This is a genomic window from Kitasatospora sp. NPDC092039 (assembly GCF_044756065.1).
Classification (GTDB): Bacteria; Actinomycetota; Actinomycetes; order Streptomycetales; family Streptomycetaceae; genus Kitasatospora.
In genome coordinates this window covers 610,724-633,279 of sequence record NZ_JBIVSD010000002.1, presented here as the reverse complement: position 1 = coordinate 633,279, position 22,556 = coordinate 610,724, and the positions used below count along the sequence as shown (strand labels likewise).

Annotated in this window: 17 protein-coding genes; 11 read left to right on the top strand and 6 right to left on the bottom strand. The window is 73.4% G+C overall.

The features are described from left to right. Positions 1 to 32: 32 nt before the first annotated feature. Positions 33 to 1,109 carry an ABC transporter substrate-binding protein gene (locus ACIQI7_RS05850; protein ID WP_401105525.1) on the bottom strand — a complete coding sequence of 359 codons (1,077 nt, stop codon included), beginning with the start codon at positions 1,107 to 1,109 and terminating at the stop codon, positions 33 to 35. 56 nt (positions 1,110 to 1,165) lie between these two features. Here ACIQI7_RS05850 and ACIQI7_RS05845 point away from each other — a divergent pair, with 56 nt between their 5' ends. Further along, a complete protein-coding gene (locus ACIQI7_RS05845) occupies positions 1,166 to 1,669 on the top strand; it encodes a MarR family winged helix-turn-helix transcriptional regulator (protein WP_401105523.1) in 504 nt (167 codons plus the stop codon). 96 nt (positions 1,670 to 1,765) lie between these two features. On the opposite strand, the gene ACIQI7_RS05840 is transcribed toward ACIQI7_RS05845, so the two are convergent. Beyond that, positions 1,766 to 2,851, bottom strand: coding sequence for an NlpC/P60 family protein (locus ACIQI7_RS05840; RefSeq protein WP_401105521.1), 1,086 nt, complete (start codon positions 2,849 to 2,851; stop codon positions 1,766 to 1,768). Between the two features lie 449 nt (positions 2,852 to 3,300). On the opposite strand from ACIQI7_RS05840, the gene mutA reads away from it, so the two are divergent. Genes mutA through meaB form a run of 3 tightly spaced genes read left to right on the top strand, consistent with a single transcriptional unit; the run spans position 3,301 to position 8,369 of the window. Next, on the top strand, positions 3,301 to 5,169 hold the full coding sequence (gene mutA, locus ACIQI7_RS05835) for a methylmalonyl-CoA mutase small subunit (RefSeq protein WP_401105519.1): 1,869 nt from the start codon (positions 3,301 to 3,303) through the stop codon (positions 5,167 to 5,169). Then, complete coding sequence (gene scpA / locus ACIQI7_RS05830; RefSeq protein WP_401105518.1) at positions 5,166 to 7,370, top strand: methylmalonyl-CoA mutase; 2,205 nt, start codon at positions 5,166 to 5,168, stop codon at positions 7,368 to 7,370. Before mutA ends, scpA begins: the two co-directional genes overlap by 4 nt. Positions 7,371 to 7,382: 12 nt before the next feature. Further along, entirely contained in the window at positions 7,383 to 8,369 is a 987-nt protein-coding gene (gene meaB / locus ACIQI7_RS05825; RefSeq protein ID WP_401105516.1) for a methylmalonyl Co-A mutase-associated GTPase MeaB, read from the top strand. A gap of 51 nt (positions 8,370 to 8,420) precedes the next feature. Here meaB and ACIQI7_RS05820 read toward each other — a convergent pair whose 3' ends face one another. Both ACIQI7_RS05820 and ACIQI7_RS05815 read right to left on the bottom strand, forming a co-directional pair. Further along, complete coding sequence (locus ACIQI7_RS05820; RefSeq protein ID WP_401105514.1) at positions 8,421 to 9,452, bottom strand: glycosyltransferase family 2 protein; 1,032 nt, start codon at positions 9,450 to 9,452, stop codon at positions 8,421 to 8,423. Between the two features lie 252 nt (positions 9,453 to 9,704). Beyond that, positions 9,705 to 10,307: a superoxide dismutase gene (locus tag ACIQI7_RS05815; protein WP_387751659.1), complete on the bottom strand. Its 603-nt coding sequence runs from the start codon at positions 10,305 to 10,307 to the stop codon at positions 9,705 to 9,707. 163 nt (positions 10,308 to 10,470) lie between these two features. Between ACIQI7_RS05815 and tsaD the strand changes: the two genes are divergently transcribed. From tsaD to ACIQI7_RS05790, 5 genes are all read left to right on the top strand, one after another. Beyond that, positions 10,471 to 11,514: a tRNA (adenosine(37)-N6)-threonylcarbamoyltransferase complex transferase subunit TsaD gene (gene tsaD / locus ACIQI7_RS05810; protein ID WP_401105513.1), complete on the top strand. Its 1,044-nt coding sequence runs from the start codon at positions 10,471 to 10,473 to the stop codon at positions 11,512 to 11,514. Between the two features lie 197 nt (positions 11,515 to 11,711). Continuing rightward, positions 11,712 to 13,982: a M9 family metallopeptidase gene (locus ACIQI7_RS05805; RefSeq protein ID WP_401105511.1), complete on the top strand. Its 2,271-nt coding sequence runs from the start codon at positions 11,712 to 11,714 to the stop codon at positions 13,980 to 13,982. Between the two features lie 201 nt (positions 13,983 to 14,183). Next, complete coding sequence (locus tag ACIQI7_RS05800) at positions 14,184 to 14,375, top strand: hypothetical protein (protein ID WP_401105509.1); 192 nt, start codon at positions 14,184 to 14,186, stop codon at positions 14,373 to 14,375. A gap of 136 nt (positions 14,376 to 14,511) precedes the next feature. Further along, positions 14,512 to 15,558 (top strand): cytochrome P450, encoded by a 1,047-nt coding sequence (locus ACIQI7_RS05795; protein ID WP_401105507.1) that lies wholly within the window; start codon positions 14,512 to 14,514, stop codon positions 15,556 to 15,558. A gap of 80 nt (positions 15,559 to 15,638) precedes the next feature. Continuing rightward, the gene (locus ACIQI7_RS05790) at positions 15,639 to 16,646 is read left to right on the top strand and encodes a JmjC domain-containing protein (protein ID WP_401105504.1); all 1,008 of its coding nucleotides are present in this window, start codon (positions 15,639 to 15,641) and stop codon (positions 16,644 to 16,646) included. 12 nt (positions 16,647 to 16,658) lie between these two features. Here ACIQI7_RS05790 and ACIQI7_RS05785 read toward each other — a convergent pair whose 3' ends face one another. Then, on the bottom strand, positions 16,659 to 18,620 hold the full coding sequence (locus ACIQI7_RS05785) for an ATP-binding cassette domain-containing protein (protein WP_401105502.1): 1,962 nt from the start codon (positions 18,618 to 18,620) through the stop codon (positions 16,659 to 16,661). 352 nt (positions 18,621 to 18,972) lie between these two features. Here ACIQI7_RS05785 and ACIQI7_RS05780 point away from each other — a divergent pair, with 352 nt between their 5' ends. After that, positions 18,973 to 19,518: a hypothetical protein gene (locus ACIQI7_RS05780; RefSeq protein ID WP_401105500.1), complete on the top strand. Its 546-nt coding sequence runs from the start codon at positions 18,973 to 18,975 to the stop codon at positions 19,516 to 19,518. A gap of 55 nt (positions 19,519 to 19,573) precedes the next feature. Here the strand turns inward: ACIQI7_RS05780 and katG are convergent, their stop codons facing one another. Beyond that, on the bottom strand, positions 19,574 to 21,811 hold the full coding sequence (katG, locus tag ACIQI7_RS05775) for a catalase/peroxidase HPI (RefSeq protein ID WP_401105498.1): 2,238 nt from the start codon (positions 21,809 to 21,811) through the stop codon (positions 19,574 to 19,576). Positions 21,812 to 22,098: 287 nt separating this feature from the next. Here katG and ACIQI7_RS05770 point away from each other — a divergent pair, with 287 nt between their 5' ends. After that, positions 22,099 to 22,512 (top strand): Fur family transcriptional regulator, encoded by a 414-nt coding sequence (locus ACIQI7_RS05770; protein WP_401105496.1) that lies wholly within the window; start codon positions 22,099 to 22,101, stop codon positions 22,510 to 22,512. Positions 22,513 to 22,556 lie beyond the last annotated feature (44 nt).

Below are 22,556 nucleotides of genomic sequence, written 5' to 3'. Positions count from 1 at the left end.
AACGCGCGAGGCTCCCGGCGGAGCACCCGGGGCTACCGCGACAGGACGGTGAAACCGAGGCCCTCGGCCCGGGCGAGGTGGATCGGCGCCCGGCCCGCACCCCCGCGGTGCAGCAGCCGCCCGGCGGCCGTCAGCAGGCCGTCCGGGGCCAGGGCTCGCCGGGCCACCAGCTCGGCGAGCAGGCGCAGCCCCTCGTACAGGCCCACCGCGTAGGCGTCCAGGACCGGCGCCCACGGGCCGCACAGCGCCCGGTGCCGCTCGGCGAGGCTCTGCCGGTGCTCCTCGGCCAGCGTCGCGAAGGAGGGCATCGCCGCGTACAGCGTCCCGGTGTCGTCGCCGCCGAGCGCGAGCAGGCCGTTCTCCTCCAGGGCGCCGGAGAGCCGCACCATCCGGCGGTCCAGCCCGCTGCGCCGAAGCCCCCGGTTGAAGTGCACCAGGTCGCGTCCGATCAGGCTGAGCAGCAGGGCGTCCGCGCGGGTGGCGCGCAGCGCGTCCAGCAGCGGTTCGAGCGCCTCCTCGACCGCCCCGAACGGGATCCTCCGCTCCAGCACCACCCGGGCGCCCGCCCGCGCCGCGAGCTCCTCCGCGGCCCGGTGGACGGAGCGCGGCCAGATGTAGTCGTTGCCGATCAGCGCCCACCGGCCGACGCGGTGACTCGCCGTCAGCTCCCTTACCGCTGCGGCGAGTTGGCGGTACGGATCGAGGCCGGTGCAGAGCACTCCGGGCAGCCGGGAGCCGCCCTCGTGCGGCGGGGTGTAGACGTACGCGACGCGGCCCGCGGCTACGGCCTCCACCGCCCGGTGCACATCGCTGGTGTGGCACCCGGCGAGCGCGTCCAGCGCCCCGGCGTCCAGCAGCCGCCGCACCTCCCCGGCGACCGGCCCCGGGGCGCCGCCGCCGTCCACCAGCACCAGCTCCAGGGGGCGGCCGAGCACCCCGCCGCCCGCGTTCACCTCGTGTGCGGCGAGCAGGGCGCCGTCCAGCGCGGACGGGCCGGTGAGCCCGAGCGGGCCGGACTGCGGCACGACGAGGCCCACCCGAAACGCCGCCTCCTGCCGGGCCGAGTGCAGCGCGTCGAGCGGATCGATCAACCTCACCTCGACGCTCACAGGGCGAGTATCGTCGTACCACCGATATCGGGAAAGGCCGGGAAGGGGAGCGTCCGATGACCGCAGCTGGTGCCGCACCGGGAGTCGACGCCCGCCCCGGCGATCCCGTCGGCCGGGCCGCCGGCCGGCCCACCGGCGACCCGGCGACCCGTCCGGCCGTCCCGGAACCGCTGCTGGTCGAGCTGGTCACGCTGGCCCAGCGCAGGCTCTCCGGCGGCCTCGCCGCCGCGCTGGCCGAGGAGGGCTGCACCGTCGACCAGTGGCGGCTGCTGCGCGCCCTCGCGGACGGCCGGGGGCACCCGATGGGCGAGCTGGCCCAGGCCCTGCTGATCCCGCAGGCGAGCCTGAGCCGGCTGGTGGACTCGCTGGCCGACTCCGGCTGGGCCTACCGCCGCCAGGACGACCAGGACCGCCGCCGGATCACCGCCCACCTCTCCCGCCAGGGCCGCGCCCGGCTGACCCGTCTGGACGCCCTCGCCGCCGCCCACGACGCCGCCGTCCGCCGGGCCTGCGGGCTCGCCGATCCGGCGCACCTGCTGCGACGGCTCGCCGCGCTCTGACCCGCCCGACCGGCCCCGGCCCCATCCCCCCACACACGACGACGGTGGCCCGCCCCCGCCGAAGCGGGCGCGGGCCACCGGAGGCGTACGTACCCGTCAGGCCGGGCGGACGGCGCCCATGTAGGGCATCGCGGAGATCGGCAGGACCTCGATGTTCTTGCCCGTGCGCGGGGCGTGGATCATCTTGCCGTCACCGATGTACAGGCCGACGTGGTGCAGGTCTTTGTAGAAGAAGACCAGGTCACCGGGCTGGAGGTTGGCGCGGTCGACGTGCGGGCCGTCCTTCCACTGCTCCTCGGACGTCCGGGAGATCGTGACGCCCGCCGCGCGGTACGCCTGACTGGTGAGGCCGGAGCAGTCGAAGGTGGCGGGGCCGGACTTGCCCCAGCCGTACGGCTTGCCCAGCTGGGCCTGGGCGAACGCAATGATGCTGCCGGCCCGGCCGGTGGCCGACGGCACCGGGGCGTTCATGTCCGGGCGGTCGGCGGAGCGGGAGGCGCGGTCCTTGGCCGCCGCGGTGGCGGCCTGCTGGGCCTCGGCCTTGGCCTTCTCGGCGCTCTGCTGGGCGTTGATCTTGGCCCGGTCCTCGGCGCTGAGCTTGTTCAGCATCTCCTGGGCCTGGGCCAGCTTGGTCTGGATGTCCTTCTTCTGCTCCGCCAGCTGGGTGCCGACCGAGTCGAGCGCGGCCAGGGTGGCGGTGGCCTCGGCGCGGTCCTGGTCGAGCTTGCGCTGCTCGTCCTGGGCCTGCTTGAGCAGGTTCGCCTGGGAGTCGGAGACCTGGTTCTGCACCGAGGCGCGCTCCAGGTAGGCGGACGGGTCGGAGTCGAGCATCAGCTGGACCGACGGGTCGATGCCGTTGGTGCGGTACTGGTCGGCGGCGACCGCGCCGAGCCGGGTCCGCAGCTCGTTCATCGTCTCCTGGCCGCGGACGACCTTCTCCTGGATCTGGTTGGCCTCGGCCTGGAGCTTCTGCTGCCGCGCCTGGAAGCCGTTGTGCTTCTCGATCGCCTGCTCGGCCTCCTCGTTGAGCAGGTCGACCTGCTCCTTGACGGAGGCGAGGTTCGGTGAGGGCTCGGCGTGGGCGGTGCCGGAGGCGAGGACCGCGCTGCCGGCCGCCATGGCCGTGGTGAGGACCGCCATACGGGCCCGGCTCGGGGGGCTGGGCTTGCGACGCTTTCCCATGCCGGTCGCTCTCCTTCGGGGGAATCTGGGGACGGTCCGGACGGGCCGGGGGAACGGCTCGGCCGGGGCCGGTGGACGGCGAAGGCGGGCAGGGCGAGCAACGGGGGGGTGCTGCCCCGCCCACCTTCTTCGAAGTAACTTAATAGATGAGGGGCCGGGTTCCGCAATCCCCCTGATCATGACGTTCCGGCAGCATGACGGGCCATCGATCGCGTTCCGTGCCATCGGCGTTGACCGCGGACGCCGTCCACCGCCGACGGCGGCCGGCACGCACCCGCCCCGCACCTCCGGCCACCCGTCGCGGCACCCCGTCCCGACCCGGGTATCGGCCGCCCCGGCACCCCGTGGCACTCCCCGCCGCGAGGAGTGCTCGAAATCAGCCAAATCGAGGGAAAGGTCACACGGGCTCCCCCTCCTGCGGCCCTGCGAACGGGCGCTAACCTGCGCACATGAAGGTCCCGCCCGAAAGGCTCCCCCTCGCCGCCGAGTTCCCGGCCGCGCACCGTGAGCAGTGGCAGCAGCTCGTCCAGGGTGTGCTGCGCAAGTCCGGTGCCCAGCCCGAGGACGGCCCCGCCGCCGAGCAGGCGCTCACCACCCGGCTGCAGGACGGGCTGAGCGCCCGCCCGCTGTACACCGCCGAGGACACCGCCGCCGACCCGGGCTTCCCGGGCTTCCCGCCGTTCGTGCGCGGCGGCCGACCGCAGGGCGCCGCCGTGACCGGGTGGGACGTTCGCCAGCGGCACGCCGACCCGGACCGCCGTCGCGCCAACGAGGCCGTGCTGGCCGACCTGGAGCACGGCGTGAGCTCGCTCTGGCTGGAACTGGGCGGTGCCGGCCTCCCGGTCGACGCCCTGCCCGAGGCACTGGCCGGCGTGTACCTGGACCTGGCCGCCGTGGCACTCGACGCCGGACCCGAATTCACCCACGCCGCCGAGCAGTTGTTCAAGCTGTACGAGGAGCGCGAGGTCTCCCCCGGCGCCGCCGCCGGCAACCTCGGCGCCGACCCGCTCGGCCTCCAGGCCCGCACCGGCGACGGCGACCGCACCGAGGTGCTGCTCGCCGAGGCCACCTCGCTGGCCGCCCGCTGCGCCGCCGGGTACCCGGGCCTGCGGGCGCTCACCGTGGACGCCCTGCCGTACCACGAGGCGGGCGCCTCCCCCGCCCAGGAACTGGGCTGCTCGCTCGCCGCCGGCGTCGCCTACCTGCGCGCGCTGACCGCCGCCGGGCTCACCGTGGACGAGGCGCTCGGCCAGCTGGAGTTCCGCTACGCCGCGGACGCCGACCAGTTCCTCACCATCGCCAAGTTCCGTGCCGCGCGCCGCCTCTGGGCCCGGGTCGCCGAGGTCTCCGGGGCCGGCGCGACCGCCTCCGCGCAGCGCCAGCACGCCGTCACCTCCCGGGTGATGATGACCGCCCGCGACCCGTGGGTGAACATGCTGCGCACCACGGTCGCCTGCCTGGCCGCGGGCGTCGGCGGCGCCGACTCCGTCACCGTGCTGCCCTTCGACAGCGCCCTCGGCCTGCCGGACGCCTTCGCCCGCCGGATCGCCCGCAACACCCAGGCGATCCTGCTGGAGGAGTCCCACCTGGCCCGCGTGATCGACCCGGCCGGCGGCTCCTGGTACGTCGAGCAGCTGGGCGAGGAGCTGGCGCTGGCCGCCTGGGCGTGGTTCCAGGAGATCGAGCGGGCCGGCGGCCTGCGCGCCGCCCTGTCCGCCGGGCTGGTCGAGGAGCGGATCGCCGCGACCTGGGCGGAGCGCTCGGTGAAGCTCGCCAAGCGGCGCGAACCGATCACCGGCGTCAGCGAGTTCCCGCACCTGGACGAGCAGCCGCTGGTCCGCGAGCCGGCCCCGGCCGCACTCGGCGGCGGGCTGCCGCAGGTGCGCCGCGCCGAGGCCTACGAGGCGCTGCGGGACCGCTCGGACGCCCACCTCGCCGCGACCGGCGCCCGTCCGACGCTGTTCCTCGCCTCGATCGGCACCGCCTCCGCGCACACCGCGCGCACCACCTTCGCCGCCAACCTGTTCCAGGCCGGCGGCATCGCGACGGTCTCCGCCGAGTCCGTCGACCCGGCGGCCTTCGCCGAGGCGTTCACCGCCTCCGGCGCGACCGTCGCCTGCCTCTGCTCCAGCGACGCGCTGTACGCCGAGCACGCCGCCCCGGTCGCCGGGGCCCTGAAGGCGGCCGGCGCCGACCGGGTGCTGCTGGCCGGGCGACCCGCCGAAGTACCGGACGGCGTGGACGAGTTCATCTTCGCGGGGAGCGACGCGGTCGCCGTCCTCACCTCCCTGCTGGACCAGATCGGAGCCGCTCGATGATCCCCGACTTCACCGGAATCGAGCTGGACGGCGGCGCCGCCGCCGGCGTCACGGACGAGCAGTGGCAGGCCGCCTGGCGCCGGTCCACCGGCAAGGACATCGACGAGCTGCTCTGGGACACCCCCGAGGGCATCGGCGTCAAGCCGCTGTACACCGGCGCCGACCTGGCCGGACTGGACTTCCTGGAGACCTACCCGGGCGTCGCCCCGTACCTGCGCGGGCCCTACCCGACCATGTACGTCAACCAGCCCTGGACCGTCCGCCAGTACGCGGGCTTCTCCACCGCCGAGGAGTCCAACGCCTTCTACCGCCGCAACCTCGCGGCCGGCCAGAAGGGCCTGTCGGTCGCCTTCGACCTGCCGACCCACCGCGGCTACGACAGCGACCACCCCCGGGTCACCGGCGACGTCGGCATGGCGGGCGTGGCGATCGACTCGATCTACGACATGCGCCAGCTGTTCGACGGCATCCCGCTGGACCGGATGTCGGTGTCGATGACCATGAACGGCGCCGTGCTGCCGGTCCTCGCGCTGTACATCGTCGCGGCCGAGGAGCAGGGCGTACCGCCGGAGAAGCTCGCGGGGACCATCCAGAACGACATCCTCAAGGAGTTCATGGTCCGCAACACCTACATCTACCCGCCGCAGCCGTCGATGCGGATCATCTCGGACATCTTCGCGTACACCTCGCAGAAGATGCCCCGGTACAACTCGATCTCCATCTCCGGCTACCACATCCAGGAGGCCGGGGCGACCGCCGACCTGGAGCTGGCCTACACCCTGGCCGACGGGGTGGAGTACCTGCGCGCGGGCCTGGACGTGGGCCTGGACGTGGACGCCTTCGCGCCGCGACTGTCGTTCTTCTGGGCGATCGGCATGAACTTCTTCATGGAGGTCGCCAAGCTGCGCGCGGCCCGGCTGCTGTGGGCCAAGCTGGTCAAGCAGTTCGACCCGAAGAACCCCAAGTCCCTCTCGCTGCGCACCCATTCGCAGACCTCCGGCTGGTCCCTCACCGCCCAGGACGTGTTCAACAACGTCACCCGCACCTGCGTGGAGGCGATGGCGGCGACCCAGGGCCACACCCAGTCGCTGCACACCAACGCCCTGGACGAGGCGCTCGCCCTGCCCACCGACTTCTCCGCCCGCATCGCCCGCAACACCCAGCTGCTGCTCCAGCAGGAGTCGGGCACCTGCCGGGTGATCGACCCGTGGGGCGGCTCGGCGTACGTCGAGAAGCTCACCCACGACCTCGCCGCCAGGGCCTGGGAGCACATCCAGGAGGTCGAGGCGGCCGGCGGCATGGCCAAGGCCATCGACGCCGGCATCCCCAAGCTGCGCGTCGAGGAGGCCGCCGCCCGCACCCAGGCGCGGATCGACTCCGGCCGCCAGCCGGTGATCGGCGTCAACAAGTACCGGGTGGAGAGCGACGAGCAGATCGACGTGCTCAAGGTCGACAACTCCTCGGTGCGCGCCCGCCAGATCGAGAAGCTGCGCCGGCTGCGCGCGGAGCGCGACGAGGCCCTCGTCCAGGACTCCCTGCACGCCCTCACCCGGGCCGCCGAGGCCGGTCCGCAGCGCGGCGGCTCGCTGGACGGCAACCTGCTGCACCTGGCCGTCAACGCGGCCCGGGCCAAGGCCACCGTCGGCGAGATCTCGGACGCCCTGGAGAAGGTGTACGGCCGCCACTCCGGCCAGATCCGTACCATCTCGGGTGTGTACAGAGACGAAGCGGGCCCGTCGGCCTCCCTCCAGCGCACCCGTGACCTGGTCGAGCGGTTCGAGCGGGCCGAGGGCCGCCGACCGCGCATCCTGGTCGCCAAGATGGGCCAGGACGGCCACGACCGCGGCCAGAAGGTGATCGCCACGGCGTTCGCCGACATCGGCTTCACCGTGGACGTCGGCCCGCTGTTCCAGACCCCGGCCGAGGTCGCCCGCCAGGCCGTCGAGGCGGACGTCCACATCGTCGGCGTGTCCTCGCTGGCCGCCGGCCACCTCACGCTGGTGCCCGCGCTGCGCGCCGAACTCGCCGAGGCGGGGCGGGAGGACATCACCATCGTGGTGGGCGGGGTCATTCCGCCGCAGGACTTCGACGCCCTGTACGAGGCGGGCGCGGCCGCGGTCTTCCCGCCCGGGACGGTCATCCCGGACGCCGCGTACGACCTGCTGAAGTCCCTGGCGGCCGACCTCGGCCACGAGCTGTGATCGCCTGATCGTATGCCTCCGCGGACGATCGACCTCGACAGCTACGTGACGGGTGTGCTGGACGGCTCGCGCGCCTGGATCGCGCGCGCCGTCACCCTCGTCGAGTCCTCCCGGCCGGACCACCGCGCGCTCGCGCAGCAGCTGCTCCAGCGGCTGCTGCCGCACGCGGGCGGGGCGGTCCGGGTGGGCATCACCGGGGTGCCCGGTGTCGGCAAGTCGACCTTCATCGACTCCTTCGGCACCATGCTGACCGGCCAGGGCCACCGGGTCGCGGTCCTCGCCGTCGACCCGACCTCCAGCCGGACGGGCGGCTCCATCCTGGGCGACAAGACCCGGATGGAGCGGCTCGCCGTCGACCCCGCCGCCTTCGTCCGGCCGTCGCCGACCTCGGGGACGCTGGGCGGCGTCGCCAAGGCCACCCGGGAGTCCATGGTGGTGATGGAGGCGGCCGGGTACGACGTGGTGCTGATCGAGACGGTGGGCGTCGGGCAGTCCGAGACGGCGGTGGCCGGGATGGTGGACACCTTCCTGCTGCTCAGCCTGGCCCGGACCGGGGACCAGCTGCAGGGCATCAAGAAGGGCGTGCTGGAGCTCGCGGACGTCATCGCCGTCAACAAGGCGGACGGCCCGCACGAGACCGACGCCAAGGCGGCGGCCCGCGAACTCGCGGGCGCGCTGCGGCTGTTGCAGGCACCGGACGCGGCGTGGACGCCGCCCGTACTGACCTGCAGCGGCCGCGACGGCGCCGGCCTGGACACGCTGTGGGAGCGGCTCCAGCAGCACCGCAAGGTGCTGGACGCGACGGGCGCGCTGGCCGCCAAGCGCCGCGACCAGCAGGTCGAGTGGACCTGGTCCATGGTCCACGACCAGCTCTACGCCCGCCTCCACGAGAACCCCGAAGTGCGGCGCCTGACCCCCGAGTTGGAGGCCCGGGTCCGCGCCGGCACCCTCCCGGCCGGCCTGGCCGCCCAGCAGATCCTGGACGCCTTCTTCGCCTGACCCGGCGCGCACCGGTCGAGCGCCGTGCCCCCGCGTGGGGCACGGCGCTGCTCAGCCCCGGCGGACGGCCTGGCGGGTGCGGCGGGCCAGGCGGTGGGCGCGTTGGACGGCGACGAAGGCGGGCATGGAACCGGCCTGGGTGAGGCGGTACTTGAGGCGGAGTTGGGGGCTGAGGCCGGCCTGGGCCTCGGGGCCGATGGCACGCAGGAGGCGGGTGACGTGCTGCTGGTAGGCGGCGCGGTAGGCGCGGTCGCCGTCGGGGACGGTCCAGAAGAACATCGGGATCTCCTCGACCAGGCAGTTGCGGTCGTAGGCGCGCAGGTGGTCGGCGAAGACGGGTTCGGGGCGGGCGAGGAGCCACTCGCGGACGAGTTCCATCGAGCGGACGCGGTCGACGACCCCGCGCGGGTCGGTCTTCTTCTGGGTGATGGAGAGGTCGCCGTCCTCGCGCACGCGCCAGTGGTAGACCGGGTCGGCGAGGACGTCGACGCGTTCGGCGAGGAAGTGGTGGGGCACGCTGACCGGGGCGTCCTCGTACAGGATGCCCTTTGGGTACAGGATGCCCGCGCCGTCGAAGAAGGAGCGCCGGTAGACCTTGTTCCAGGCGGTGCGGTCGGTGACGAGCGCCGGCAGTTCGCTGACGTGGGTGCGCAGCCGGGTCTCGCGGAACGGGCGGCGGTGGCCGTGCGAGGGGGTGAGGCCGGTGGTGCGCAGCCGCAGGGCGTTGCCGGCGGCGAAGTCGGAGCCGGTCCCGTCCAGGGTGTCGATCATCAGCTGGTAGGCGTGCGGCGGTAGGGTGTCGTCGCTGTCGACGAAGGCCAGGTACTCGGTGCCGGGGGTGAGGTGGCGCCAGCCGGTGTTGCGGGCGGCGCCGAGGCCCTGGTTGTCCTGGCGGACCAGCCGGAAGCGCGGGTCCCGGGCGGCGTGGGCCGCTGCGACGGCCGGGCCGCCGTCGGTCGAGCCGTCGTCGACCATGACGCACTCGAAGTCCTCGAAGGTCTGCGCCGCGATCGAGTCCAGGCACTCCTGGAGGTAGCGCTCGACGTTGAAGATCGGGACGACGAGGGAGAGACGCGGGGCCATCGGGCGCCCTTTCGCTCAGCAGCGGCGGCGGCAGCAGCGGACGGGCCGGGCGGCCGTCGTCGGCCGGTCACCGGCAGTGGTCCGAGCGAGCGTAGGGAGCGCACACGACCGGCGGGCGAACGGCGGGTGGCGTCCGGCCTGCGGCGGAGTGTAGCAGCGCCCCCACCGTCGACTCCCGTGGTGCGAACACCCGTCAGGGGCGGGGCCCCGGACCGCCCGACCGGTCCGGGGCCCCGCGTCACCTGATGCCGGTCAGGCGCTCTTGACGGCCGCGAAGCGGTCCGAGACGTCCTGCCAGTTGACGACGTCCCACAGGCGGGTGACGTAGTCCGGGCGGACGTTGCGGTACTGGAGGTAGTAGGCGTGCTCCCAGGCGTCGAAGGCCAGCAGCGGGGTGGTGTTCTGGCCGACGTTGCCGTGGTGGTCGTAGACCTGCTCGACGATCAGGCGCTGACCCAGCGGCTCCCAGGACAGGATGCCCCAGCCGGAGCCCTGCACGCCGGTGGTGGCGGTGGTGAGCTGCTTCTTGAAGGCCTCGAAGCTGCCGAAGTGCTCGGTGATGGCGTCGGCCAGCTCGCCCTCGGGGCGGTCGCCGCCCTCGGGCGAGAGGTTCTGCCAGAACAGCGAGTGCAGCACGTGGCCCGACAGGTGGAAGGCGAAGGTCTTCTGCAGGCCGACCAGGCCGCCGAACTGCTCCTTGTCGCGGGCCTCGGCCAGCTGGTCCAGGGTGTCGTTGGCGCCCTTGACGTAGGCGGCGTGGTGCTTGGAGTGGTGCAGCTCCAGGATCTCGGCCGACATCGCCCGCTCCAGCGCGGAGTAGTCGTACGGCAGGTCGGGAAGCGTGTAGGTGCCCATCAGGACACGGCCCCTTTCGGCGGGTTGAACGGTGGTGATCGTGCCGGGACAACACTATTGCGTATCAGTTGCAAGAACGAAGCATGGGCTCCTGCTTATTCCTCACACCCCGTCGGGCACAATGGTCACCGTTCCGCGTAATGACCGACAAGGGTGAATGACTGTGACAGGGTCGCCGGTGGTACTGGGCATCGAGTCCTCCTGCGACGAGACGGGAGCGGGCCTGGTCCGTGACGGCGTGCTGCTCGGGCAGGCGGTGGCCTCGTCGATGGACGAGCACGCCCGCTACGGCGGGGTGGTGCCCGAGATCGCCGCCCGGGCGCACGTCCACGCGATGGCACCGGTGGTCCGGGAGGCGCTGGACCGCGCCGGACTCACCCTGGCGGACGTCGGCGCCGTCGCGGTGACGACCGGTCCGGGACTGGCCGGGGCACTGCAGGTGGGCGTGGCCGCCGCCAAGGGGTACGCCTTCTCGCTCGGCGTCCCGCTGTACGGCGTGCACCACCTCGCCGGGCACGTCGCCGCCGCCACCCTGGACGGCGGCCCGCTGCCCGACCCGTGCGTGGTGCTCATCGTCTCCGGCGGCCACACCTCGCTGCTGCTGGCGCGCGACCTGGCCCGGGACCGGATCGTCCACCTCGGCGACACCCTGGACGACGCGGCCGGCGAGTGCTTCGACAAGGTCGCCCGGGTCCTGGGCCTCCCCTACCCGGGCGGCCCGGCGATCGACCGCGCGGCGCGCGAGGGCGACCCGACGGCCGTCCGGCTGCCGCGCCCGCTGACCGGGCCGCGGGACGACCCGTACGCGTTCTCCTTCTCCGGCCTGAAGACGGCCGCCGCCCGCTGCGTCGAGGCCGGACGCGAGCCCCGGGTGGCGGACGTGGCGGCCGCGCTGCAGGAGGCGATCGCGGACGTGCTGACCCGCAAGGCGGTGCGGGCCTGCCTGGACCACGGGATCGGCACCCTGGTGGTGGTCGGCGGCGTCGCGGCCAACTCCCGGGTGCGGGCGCTGGCCGAGCGGCGGTGCGCGGCGGCCGGGATCGCGCTGCGGGTGCCGCCGCTGCGGCTGTGCACGGACAACGGCGCGATGGTGGCGGCGGTGGGCGACCTGCTGGTCCGCTCGGGCGCGGAGCCGGCCCCCGCGGACGTGTCGGTGGATCCGTCGGCGCCGCTGGAGTTCGCGGCCCTCGCCCCGCGGGCGACCTGAGCGGAACCCGCCCGGGATGGCCACCGGCCCGGCACCCACCCGGACCTGGCAACGTTTCGGTCTCGCCGCCCGGCAATCCGTTCCCGGGGCTTCCCTCCGCGTTCTCCGTTGTGCCATTTTACATGTCACACAGCAAGGCCCGTGCGCCCCACGCAGCGCGGCCACCCCCACCCCAACGGCCCCGGAGGCCCCCACAGATGCGTCCCTCCTCGACGGCTAAGGACGGCGCGCGCAGACTCCCTGCGCTCGGCACCGCCCTCCTCCTCTCGCTCGGCCTGTTCGCACCGGCGGCGCACGCCGCCACCGCCGCCGCCCCGGCCGGGCAGCCGCTCGCCCCGGCCGCCTCGGCCGGCAAGGCCGCGCCGCGCGCGATACCCGTCCCCAAGTCCCCCGACACCCCCAGGGACGCCCGCCCGCTCGCCTCGGACCCGCAGGCCAGGGCGACCGCCCCGACGGCGGGCAGCTCCGTCGGCGCCGCCCCGGCGGCCCGGGCGCTCACCGCCGCCTGCGACGTCTCGGCCTTCACCGGCAAGTCCGGCGCCGCGCTGGTCCAGCAGGTCAAGGCGGCCGGGCTCGACTGCGTCAACTCCCTGTTCACGCTCACCGGCAACGACGCCAAGGGCGCCTTCAACGAGGCCCAGATGGTCACCGTCGCCAACGCCCTGCGCGACACCGCCGCCACCTACCCCGGCGACAACTCCACCTCGGCCGGACAGCTGGTGCTCTTCCTGCGGGCCGGCTACTACGTGCAGTGGAACAACGCGGACGCCGTGGGCCCGTACGGGACCGGCCTCAAGACCACCATCCGCGGCGCGCTGGACGCCTTCTACGCCGCCCCGCGCAGCAAGGACGTCACCGACGCCAACGGCGCGACCCTCGCCGAGGCCGTCACCCTGATCGACAGCGCCCGGGAGAACGCCCGCTACACCGGCGTCGTCAAGCGGCTGCTGAACGACTACACCGACAGCTGGCCCACCGCGATGACCAGCGCCGTCGGCAACACCGAGACGGTCATCGAGCGCGGCTTCGAACTGCCGGAGTTCGTCTCCGCCCTCCAGGCCGACCCCGCCTTCGCCACCACCGTGTCCTCCTTCGTCACCCGCAACAGCGCCGTGATCAACGGCGGCGACGTGGTCACCAGGGTCGGCATCCAGCTGGGCAACCTGGTCGCCCACGACGCGCTGCGCGCCCAGGGCCGGCCGATCCTCAAGGACCTGATCAACCGCTACCCGCTGGTCGGCGCCACCGGTCCGCTCACCATGAACCTGCTCTGGTTCACGGAGAACAAGGACAACGGCAACTGCTCCTACTACGGCACCTGCGACGTGCCGGCCAAGCTCGTCCCGCTGGTGCTCACCGTCGACCACACCTGCAACGCCAACCTGCGCGTCCGCGCCCAGGACATGACCGCGCAGCAGCTCGCCGACACCTGCGCCAGCCTGGTCAACCAGGACGCGTTCTTCCACAGGGTCGTCAAGGACAACGGCGCCGTCCCCGGCGACAACAACACCAGCCTCGAGGTCGTCGTCTTCGACGACTACTACAACTACAGCCTGTACGCGTGGGAGATGTACAAGATCGCGGTCGACAACGGCGGCATGTACGAGGAGGGCGACCCGGCCAAGGCCGGCAACCAGGCCCGCTTCATCGCCCACGAGGCCTCCTGGCTGCGCCCGTCGTTCCAGATCTGGAACCTCAACCACGAGTACACCCACTACCTCGACGGCCGGTACGACATGTACGGCGACTTCGAGGCCGGCATGACCACCCCGACCATCTGGTGGGTCGAGGGCCTCGCCGAGTACGTCTCCTACAGCTACCGCGGCGCGCACTACGACGACGCGGTCGCCCAGGCGGCCAAGGGCACCTACGCCCTGAGCACCCTGTTCGACACCACGTACGACAACGCGGACTCCACCCGCATCTACAACTGGGGCTACCTGTCCGTCCGTTACATGCTCCAGTCGCACCCGCAGGATGTCGCCGCGCTGCTCGCCGAGTACCGCGCCGGTGACTGGAACGGCGCCCGCACCCTGCTGAAGACCACCATCGGCACCCGGTACGACGCCGACTTCGCCGCCTGGCTCAAGCAGTGCGGCGCCGACGCCTGCGGCTCGCTGCCCACCGACCAGGCCCCCCTGTGCACCGCCGCCGACGTCCGGCAGTACGACAAGAACTGCCGCCGGGACAACGTGGCCGCCACCACCGGGAACTACGCCTACAGCTTCCTGTACCTGCCGGCCGGCGTGCGGCAGCTGACCGTCACCACCAGCGGCGGCACCGGCAACGCCGACCTGTACTACAACGGCGGGACCTGGGCCACCACCGGCTCGTACCTGGCCAAGTCCACCAACAGCGGCAACGGCGAGACCCTCACCATCACCAACCCGCCGTCCGGCTGGGTGTACTTCAGCCTCTTCGGGCAGCAGGGCTTCGGCGGCGTCACCGTCACCACGTCCTACAACTGACCGCTCGCACCGTTCGCGTCGTATCGCACAGCAGGGCCCCGCGAAGCCGCGGGGCCCTGCCGCGTTCCCGTTCCGGGCCCCCACCGCACGTTCCCGGAGGTTATAACGATTCGACCACCGAATAGCCCGTTAACAAGGCGCAGAGATCGCATACTTCTCTGCGGAAGGGGTGTCCGGACGGCGAACTTTCGGTTAGGGTCCATGAACAGATCAACCCGTTCGGCCGCCGGCAACGGAATGCCGAATATCTCTGACGGCACGGGCGCGGCATTTCCGCCGGGCCCGCGATCCCAGAAATGGAGAGTAGTCATGAAGATGATCAAGGCGCTCGTGAAGAAGTTCAAGAAGGACGAGGACCTCGCGAACCACGCGTGGGTGCTGCACGTCATCTGACGTGGTCAGCCGTCGGCGGGGGCCCGGGTCGGCCGATCCCCCGCCGGCGCCGCGGCGCGTCCGGAATTCCCCCGGAGGCCGCCCCGAAAGCATTTCCCAGGCATTTCGAAATGGAGGCCGGAGTCCCGTGGAAGAAATGACGACGGCGACCGCACCCAGCCATTCCATCGTGTTCGCCCCGAGGATTCAGGACCTGCTGGCCACGACCGGCAAGGTGTTCCGGATCGACCCGGCCAAGGTCGGCGTCGCGGACTCCCGGCTGATGGCCGAAATCGTCGCGGCCCGCCCCGTGCTTTCCACCGAGCGGTCGGTCTACAAACCCGCCGCCGGCGCCGACATCCCCCACGACAGCGCGACCCGGACGATCCGGGCGCTGGGGCAGGACGCCATGGCGGGCATCCGGACGCCCCCGCCGCCGGCCCGCGCGATGGCCGGCCCCTGGCCGTACGCGGGCACCTCCTACCTGCGCCGCTGGCTGTTCTCCACCGACCCGCTGCCGGTCTCCCTGCTGTCGAAGCGCGGCGTCACCCGCTCCGACGCCCTCTCCCGGCTGGTCGACCGCGCCGTCACGGTCTGGCCCGGCTCCGCCGACCAGGACGGGCGCACCGCACTGGCCGGGCTGATCCACGACGCCGACGACCCGCTGGAGCGCAAGCAGGCCGTCGCGATGTACCGGCGGGCGACGGCCACCCTCTGCGACGGCGTGGCCGCGCTGGCCGGTAACGCCCTGTGGCTGATGGGCCCCGACCGGGACCGGCCGGAGGCCCGCGCCGGGCTCACCGCGGTCCTCTGGGAGACCCTGCGGCTCCTCCCGCCGGCCTGGATGCTGTACCGCAACGGCGGCGCGGCGTACGCCGGACTCCACCCGGAGATCCGGCCGGAGGACGACGTCGCGCTCTTCCCGCTGCTGATGCACCGCCACCGCGACTACTGGGCGGACCCGCTGGAGTTCCGCCCCGAGCGGTGGGACGGCGTCGCCGACCCGGAGAGGACGCCCGGGTTCATGCCGTTCGGCTTCGACGGCGCCCGCTGCTGGGCCAAGCACCTGGTGGTGCCGCTGGCCGAACGGCTGCTGACCGCCGCCCTGGACAACCGCCTCGTCGTCCACACCCCCCAGCCGCAGGCCCAGGTGCCGCTGCGCTCCCTGCTCTCCGTACGGTTCGAGGCGAGGGTCGGCACCTGACGCCCCGGCACCCCAGCGCACCCCCGGCGCCAGGCGCACCCCCGGCGCCCCGGAAGACCCTGACCACCACGGGACACACCATGGAATCGCCCACACTGGCCGACTGGGTCGGCGACGTCCGCGGCTTCACCGGCCGCCAGTGGCAGCGCGAGCCCGCGCTCTTCCCCCGGGCGGACCCCGGGGCCGGCGCCCCGCCGTTCGACCTCGACGAACTGGACGCCGCCTTCGACGGCGGGCTGCTGCGCACCCCCTACCTGGAGCTGGTCCGCTCCGACAAGGTCACCATCCCGCCCGAGGCCTTCACCACCCCGCGCGTGGTCAACGGCGTCACCCACCACGGCTTCGCCGACCGCGCGAAGGTGCTCGCGCTGCTGCGCGGCGGAGCGACGCTGCTGCTGCGCCGCGTCGACCAGTGGCACCGCCCGACCGGCGACCTGGTGGCCCGGCTGTCCGAGGAACTCGACCGGCCGGTGGAGGCGTTCTTCTTCGTCACCCCGGCCGGCGGCCAGGGCCTCGCGGTGCACCGCGACGACGCCGACGTGTTCGTCCTCCAGGCCGCCGGGCGCAAGACCTGGTACGTCCACGACGCACCGGCGGCGGCGGACTGGCGGCTCGGCGAACTCCCGGACGGCGAGCGCTCCCCGCTGCGCCTGCACGGCGTCCTCGAACCCGGCGGCGTGCTCTACGTCCCACGTGGCTTCGCGCACCGCGCGGTCGGCGCCGGAGGCCTGTCCGCCCACCTGTCGCTGACCGTCCGCGACCTCTCCCTCCAGGACCTGCGCACCGCCCTGGCGGGGCAGTTGGCCGAAGGCCTCGGCCTGCCCGACCGCCCGCTCGGCGAGGCCGCGATCACCGAGGCCTGCGCCGCCCTGCTCGACCACGCCCGGGCCCGGCTCGACGCCCTCGGACCGGAGGACCTGCTGCGCGCCGCCCGGGCCCGCCCGCCGGCCCCCCGGGCCACCACGGAGACCCTCGCCGAGGCGGCCCGGGCCTGGGAGCCCGGTGCACCCGCCGCCGGACGCACCGGGCCGTCCTCCGTCAGCCGGACCTGGCGCAAGCTGCGCGACGCGGCCCGCGCCAGGGGCTGACGGCCGGACCGGTCAGCCGTTCTCCCCGGCCCGCTGGGCGGGGATCGAACGGTCCCGCTGGAGGTCCAGCAGTTCTCGGAACAGGCCGTCCGGGCGGGCGGCCAGCTCGGACCAGGTCCCGGACTGGACGATCCGGCCCTGGTCCATCACCAGCACCCGGTCCGCGACCGCCGCGTTGGCGATGTTGTGGGTGACCAGCAGGATGATCCGCCCGGGGGCCAGGTCGCGCAGCGCGTGCAGGATGCGGTGCTCGGCCCGCGGGTCCAGGTCGGAGGTCGGCTCGTCCAGGATCAGCAGGCCGGGGCTGCGCTCCGTACGGTAGAGCGCCCGGGCGACCGCCGCGCGCTGCCAACCCCCGCCGGACAACTCGGCGCCGCCCCACCACCCTTGGGCCAGCAGGGTGCGCCAGCCGGAACGCAGCCGGGCGACCACCTCGTCGAAGCCGGTACGGGCCGCGGCGTGCTCGACGTCCGCCATCGGCCGCTCGGTGAGGTGCCCCAGGTGGACGTTCTCGGCGGCGCCCAGCGGCCAGCGGGCGAACTCCTGCGGCACCCGGGCCACCCGGGCCCACATGGCGTCCGCGTCCAGCTCCTCCACCGGGACGCCGTCCCAGGTGATCCGGCCGGACTGCGGCAGGTAGAGGCCGGAGAGCAGTTTCAGCAGCGTCGACTTGCCGCTGCCGTTCTGCCCGATGACGGCGACCACCTCGCCGGCCCGCAGGGTCATGCTGACCCCGCGCAGCGCCGGCTCCTGCTGTTCGCCCGGGTAGCGGTGGACCAGGTCGGTGACCTCGACCGACGCCGGTGCCGCGGGGACCAGTTCACCGCGCCGGATGCGGTGGCCGCCGGCCTCGTCCAGGAAGGTGAAGTAGTCGTCCAGGTAGAGGCCCATCCGGTAGAGCCGGGCGCCGTTGCCGACCAGGCCGTGCAGGCCGGTGGCGGCGGTGCGCAGCGCGAAGGTGGCGGTGCCGGCGGCGGCCAGGTCGATCCGGCCGCTCGCGACCAGGTAGAGCAGGGTGCCCCAGATCAGCGCGCTGCCCGCGCCGGTGCCGAGCGCGGCCAGCAGCGACACCCCGGCGGCCTCCCTGGTCGCCCGGTCGGTGGCGGCGACGATCTTCTCCTCGGCGCGCCGGTACTTGGCCATCAGGAACGGCGTGACCTGGTCCGAACGGACCTGGTCGGCCCGGGTCTTGTCGACCAGGAACCAGCGGTAGACGCGCAGCGCCCCGCGGTCCTCGTTGGTGGTCACCGCCGCCAGGTAGTGGATCCGGGCGGTGCGGACGGCGCCGACGCCGGTGGGCACCGAGCCGAGCAGCAGCAGCGGCACCAGCCAGGGGTGCAGGGTGGCCAGGACGCCCGCGGCGGCGGCCAGCGAGACGGTGGAGGCGATCACGTCCTGGGCGTTGGAGAGCAGGTCGGGCGTGGTGGAGGCGCCCCGGTCGGCGGCCTCCCACTGCTCGTTGTACGCGGGCTCGTCGTACGCCTTCAGCTCGGCGGCGCACCCGGCCGCGATCAGCGCCAGCTCCGCCTCCCGGGTGATCCGCGGCGAGACCCGCCCGGACAGGCCGACCACGGCGATGCCCAGGACGGCGCGCAGCGCGGCGGAGACGGTGAGCAGCAGCAGCGAGGGCGCGGCGGTGCGCAGGTGCTCGGTGACCGGGCCGGGCACCAGCAGCGCGCCGAGGGTGCCGGTGGTGGCGTACAGCGCGAGCGCCCCGAACACGCCGGCCAGCGCCTGGCAGACCAGCAGCAGCACGGTGGACGTCCGGTCCGCCGCCCAGGCCAGCGTCAGCGCCCGCCGCACCAGGTGCGGCAGGCGGCGCAGCATGGCGCTCGCCGACATCGCGGCGCCGGCCCGGGCGCGGCGGTCCCCGGGGAAGCGCAGGCGCAGCTCCTCGTCGTGCTCGGGCTCGTCGCGCTCGGGCCCGTCCGTCCCGACGGGGGCTCGGTGGGGATTCACGTCCTGCTGGGACACGGTGTTCCTCCCTGGTACGGCGGCCGGGGCCGCGGTGGATCCGCACCCGGGCAGCCCTCGGCGCCGGGCGGGCGCGGTGGGCCGGCAGCGGTGCCGGCGGGCACGCCGCGAGGGGCGGTCCGCCGGTGCGGACCCCGATCCTGGCAGCGGCCCGCGGGGCCGACCGGCGTGTCCCGGTCGGTCTCACTCGATCCGGGCAAATCCGTGTCGGCGACGGCGAGTTGGTGGCAGTCGATCACCGGGGAGGTCCGTGATGTTCGATTCGCCCCGCGGGCGCCGGGGTGGCAGCGGGCCGTACCGAGGGTCACGATGGAAGCCCGGCCACCGCCGGTCCCGGCCCGATCGGAGCGCCATGAGCGACCAGCACAACGTCGTCCTGCTGACCTTCCCCGACGCCGGTGCCTGGCGCCCGGCGTTCGACGAGGCGCAGCACCTGCCGGGCCTGCGGATGGTGGCGGCGATGGAGCGCAGCGCCGACGGACTGCTGGAGGTCAGGGACACCTTCACCCGGGGCGCGGGCATGGCCACCGTCGGTTCGGGGGTGCTGGGCGGCCTGATCGGGCTGCTCGGCGGGCCGGTCGGCGTGCTGCTGGGCTTCGCGGCGGGTGCGGCGCTCGGCAACGCGGCCGAGGAGCACCAGGCGGCCGAGGGCGGCGCCGGGCTGATCGTGCTCTCGCCCCGGGTGCCGGACAGCGGCGCGCTGCTCGTTCTGGAGGTCAGGGAGTCCGCGCCGGGACCGGCCGACGAGCTGGCCGCCCGGCACGGGGCCGCGGTCGAGCGGATCGACGCCCACGACTTCGCCGAGCGGATCCGGGCGGCCGAGCAGCGGGCGGAGGAGGAGACGGCGGCCGAGCAGGCGGCCGGCGGTGAGGGCCAGGGCCGGAAGGGTGAGGGATAGCGACGGCGGGAGCCCGGGGACGTCGTCCCCGGGCTCCCGCCGTCAGCTGCCGCTGCTACGGCCGGTCAGCCGCCGGTCGGACGAGGTCGAAGCGGTCCGCGTTCATGACCTTGACCCAGGCCGCGACGAAGTCCTCGACGAACTTCTCCTTGGCGTCGTCGCTCGCGTACACCTCGGCGACGGCCCGCAGCTCGGCGTTCGAGCCGAAGACCAGGTCGGCGCGGGTGCCCGTCCAGATGACCCGGCCCGACTCGTCCCGGCCCTCGAAGGTGTGGGCGTCCTCCGAGGTGGCCGTCCAACTGGTGCCCAGGTCCAGCAGGTTGACGAAGTAGTCGTTCGTCAGCACGCCGGGGGTCCTGGTGAACACGCCGTGCGCGGACCCGCCGTGGTTGGCCCCCAGCACCCGCAGGCCGCCGACCAGCACGGTCAGCTCGGGCGCGCTGACGCCCAGCAGGTTGGCCTTGTCGAGCAGCAGGTACTCGGCCGGCAGCCGGTTGCCCTTGCCGACCCAGTTGCGGAAGCCGTCCGCCCGGGGCTCCAGGGCGGCGAAGGACTCGGTGTCGGTGAGCTCCTGCGGCGCGTCCACCCGGCCGGGCGTGAACGGCACCTCGACGGCGAGGCCGGCCGCCTTGGCGGCCTGCTCGACGCCGACGCCGCCGGCCAGCACCACGAGGTCGGCGATCGAGACCTGCTTGTCGCCGGCCTGCGCGTTGAACTCCTGCTGCACGCCTTCCAGGGCGCGCAGCACCGAGGCCAGCCTGTCGGGCTCGTTGACCTCCCAGCCGATCTGCGGCTGGAGCCGGATCCGGCCGCCGTTGGCACCGCCGCGCTTGTCGCTGGAGCGGAAGGAGGAGGCGGCCGCCCAGGCGGCGGAGACCAGGTCGGACACCGGGAGGCCGGTCGCGGTGATCCGCCGCTTGAGGTCGGCGACGTCGGCCGCGCCGATCCGCTGGTAGGTGACCTCCGGCAGCGGGTCCTGCCAGAGCAGCTGCTCGCTCGGGACCTCCGGGCCGAGGTAGCGGACCACCGGGCCCATGTCGCGGTGGGTCAGCTTGTACCAGGCGCGGGCGAAGGCGTCGGCGAACTCCTCCGGGTTCTCCAGGAAGCGCCGGGAGATCGGCTCGTAGACCGGGTCGAAGCGCAGCGACAGGTCGGTGGTGAGCATGATCGGCACGTGCCGCCGGGCCGGGTCGTGGGCGTCCGGGACGGTTCCCTCGCCGGCGCCATCCTTGGGCTTCCACTGGTGGGCGCCGGCCGGGCTCTTGGTGAGCTCCCACTCGTAGCCGAACAGCGTCTCGAAGAAGCTGTTGTCCCAGGTGATCGGGGTGGGCGTCCAGGTGCCCTCCAGACCGCTGGTGATGGCGTCGCGGCCGACGCCGGTGCCGTAGCCGCTCTTCCAGCCGAGGCCCTGCTGCTCGATCGGGGCGTCCTCGGGGGCCGGGCCGACGTTGTCCGCCGGGCCGGCGCCGTGGGTCTTGCCGAAGGTGTGGCCGCCGGCGATCAGCGCGACGGTCTCCTCGTCGTTCATCGCCATCCGGTGGAAGGTCTCGCGGATGTCGCGGGCGGCGGCGATCGGGTCCGGGTTGCCGTTGGGGCCCTCGGGGTTGACGTAGATCAGGCCCATCTGCACGGCGGCGAGCGGGTTCTCCAGCTCGCGGTCGCCGGTGTAGCGCTCGTCGCCGAGCCAGGTGGTCTCGGGGCCCCAGTAGACGTCCTCGTCCGGCTCCCACTCGTCGACCCGGCCGCCGCCGAAGCCGAAGGTCCGGAAGCCCATGCCCTCCAGGGCCACGTTGCCGGACAGGACGATCAGGTCGGCCCAGGACAGGGCGCGCCCGTACTTCTTCTTCACCGGCCACAGCAGGCGGCGGGCCTTGTCCAGGCTGGCGTTGTCGGGCCAGCTGTTCAGCGGGGCGAAGCGCTGCTGGCCGCCGCCGGCGCCGCCGCGGCCGTCGCTGATCCGGTAGGTGCCCGCGCTGTGCCAGGCCATCCGGATGATGAAGGGGCCGTAGTAGCCGAAGTCGGCCGGCCACCAGTCCTTCGAGGTCGAGAGGACCTCCTGGATGTCCCGCTTGACGGCCGGGAGGTCGAGGGTCCGGAAGGCCTCTGCGTAGTCGAAGTCCGCACCGAGCGGATTGGCCACGGCCGGGTTCTTCGCGAGGATCTTCAGATTGAGCCGTTCCGGCCACCACTGGCGGTTCCCGCCGCCCTGGGTGGGGTGCGGCGCGCGCCCGTGGATCACCGGGCAGCCCTCCGCCTTCGCCTCTACGCCGGTTGCATCGTGGATGTCAGACATGGGAATCCTTCCCTCACAAGGCGGATCACGGTGTCTTCTGCTGCCTACGGCACCTACTGCTGCTGTCTGGTCCTAGCGCGCCACGTGCTGCCCCCGCTCGCCGCCGCGTACGGCGGTGACGGGAGTCACGTGCTGCTGCTACCCAGGCTAGCGCCGGAGCCGATCCTACGATGGACGGAATCCAAGTCAAGAAAGACACCAAAGCCATATCCGATCGGGATTCGGAAGGAGCCGGATCCGAATTGGTAAACTCCGGTCCTCCCCTTGACCTGAATAGGTGAACCGTTATGAGTGACCTGCTGGAGCGGCTGCGCGGGCGCGGCTGGCGTCTCACCTCGCAGCGGCGTGTCGTGGCCGAGGTCCTGAATGGCGAGCACGTGCACCTGACCGCCGACGAGGTGCACGCCCGGGCGGCGGAGCGCCTGCCGGAGATCTCCCGGGCGACGGTCTACAACACGCTCGGTGAGCTCGTCACCCTGGGTGAGATCATCGAGGTGTCCACCGACGGGCGCGCCAAGCGTTACGACCCCAACGCGCACCGGCCGCACCAGCACCTGATCTGCACCGGCTGCGGCGCCATCCGCGACGTCCACCCGCAGGGCAACCCGCTGGCCGACCTGCCGGCCGAGCAGCGCTTCGGATTCGCCGTGTCCCAGGCGGAGGTCACCTACCGGGGGCTGTGCCCGGCCTGCTCGGGCTGAGCGTTCCCGTCGTCCCGTCGGTCGGGCAGAACCGCTAAGCCGAG

Bases quoted from the DNA above. Each gene is read 5' to 3' on its own strand.
- ACIQI7_RS05845 (WP_401105523.1), top strand. From the start codon at position 1,166: ATGACCGCAGCTGGTGCCGCACCGGGAGTCGACGCCCGCCCCGGCGAT.
- ACIQI7_RS05840 (WP_401105521.1), bottom strand. From the start codon at position 2,851: ATGGGAAAGCGTCGCAAGCCCAGCCCCCCGAGCCGGGCCCGTATGGCG.
- mutA (WP_401105519.1), top strand. From the start codon at position 3,301: ATGAAGGTCCCGCCCGAAAGGCTCCCCCTCGCCGCCGAGTTCCCGGCC.
- scpA (WP_401105518.1), top strand. From the start codon at position 5,166: ATGATCCCCGACTTCACCGGAATCGAGCTGGACGGCGGCGCCGCCGCC.
- meaB (WP_401105516.1), top strand. From the start codon at position 7,383: ATGCCTCCGCGGACGATCGACCTCGACAGCTACGTGACGGGTGTGCTG.
- ACIQI7_RS05820 (WP_401105514.1), bottom strand. From the start codon at position 9,452: ATGGCCCCGCGTCTCTCCCTCGTCGTCCCGATCTTCAACGTCGAGCGC.
- ACIQI7_RS05815 (WP_387751659.1), bottom strand. From the start codon at position 10,307: ATGGGCACCTACACGCTTCCCGACCTGCCGTACGACTACTCCGCGCTG.
- ACIQI7_RS05805 (WP_401105511.1), top strand. From the start codon at position 11,712: ATGCGTCCCTCCTCGACGGCTAAGGACGGCGCGCGCAGACTCCCTGCG.
- ACIQI7_RS05800 (WP_401105509.1), top strand. From the start codon at position 14,184: ATGAACAGATCAACCCGTTCGGCCGCCGGCAACGGAATGCCGAATATC.
- ACIQI7_RS05795 (WP_401105507.1), top strand. From the start codon at position 14,512: ATGACGACGGCGACCGCACCCAGCCATTCCATCGTGTTCGCCCCGAGG.
- ACIQI7_RS05790 (WP_401105504.1), top strand. From the start codon at position 15,639: ATGGAATCGCCCACACTGGCCGACTGGGTCGGCGACGTCCGCGGCTTC.
- ACIQI7_RS05780 (WP_401105500.1), top strand. From the start codon at position 18,973: ATGAGCGACCAGCACAACGTCGTCCTGCTGACCTTCCCCGACGCCGGT.
- katG (WP_401105498.1), bottom strand. From the start codon at position 21,811: ATGTCTGACATCCACGATGCAACCGGCGTAGAGGCGAAGGCGGAGGGC.
- ACIQI7_RS05770 (WP_401105496.1), top strand. From the start codon at position 22,099: ATGAGTGACCTGCTGGAGCGGCTGCGCGGGCGCGGCTGGCGTCTCACC.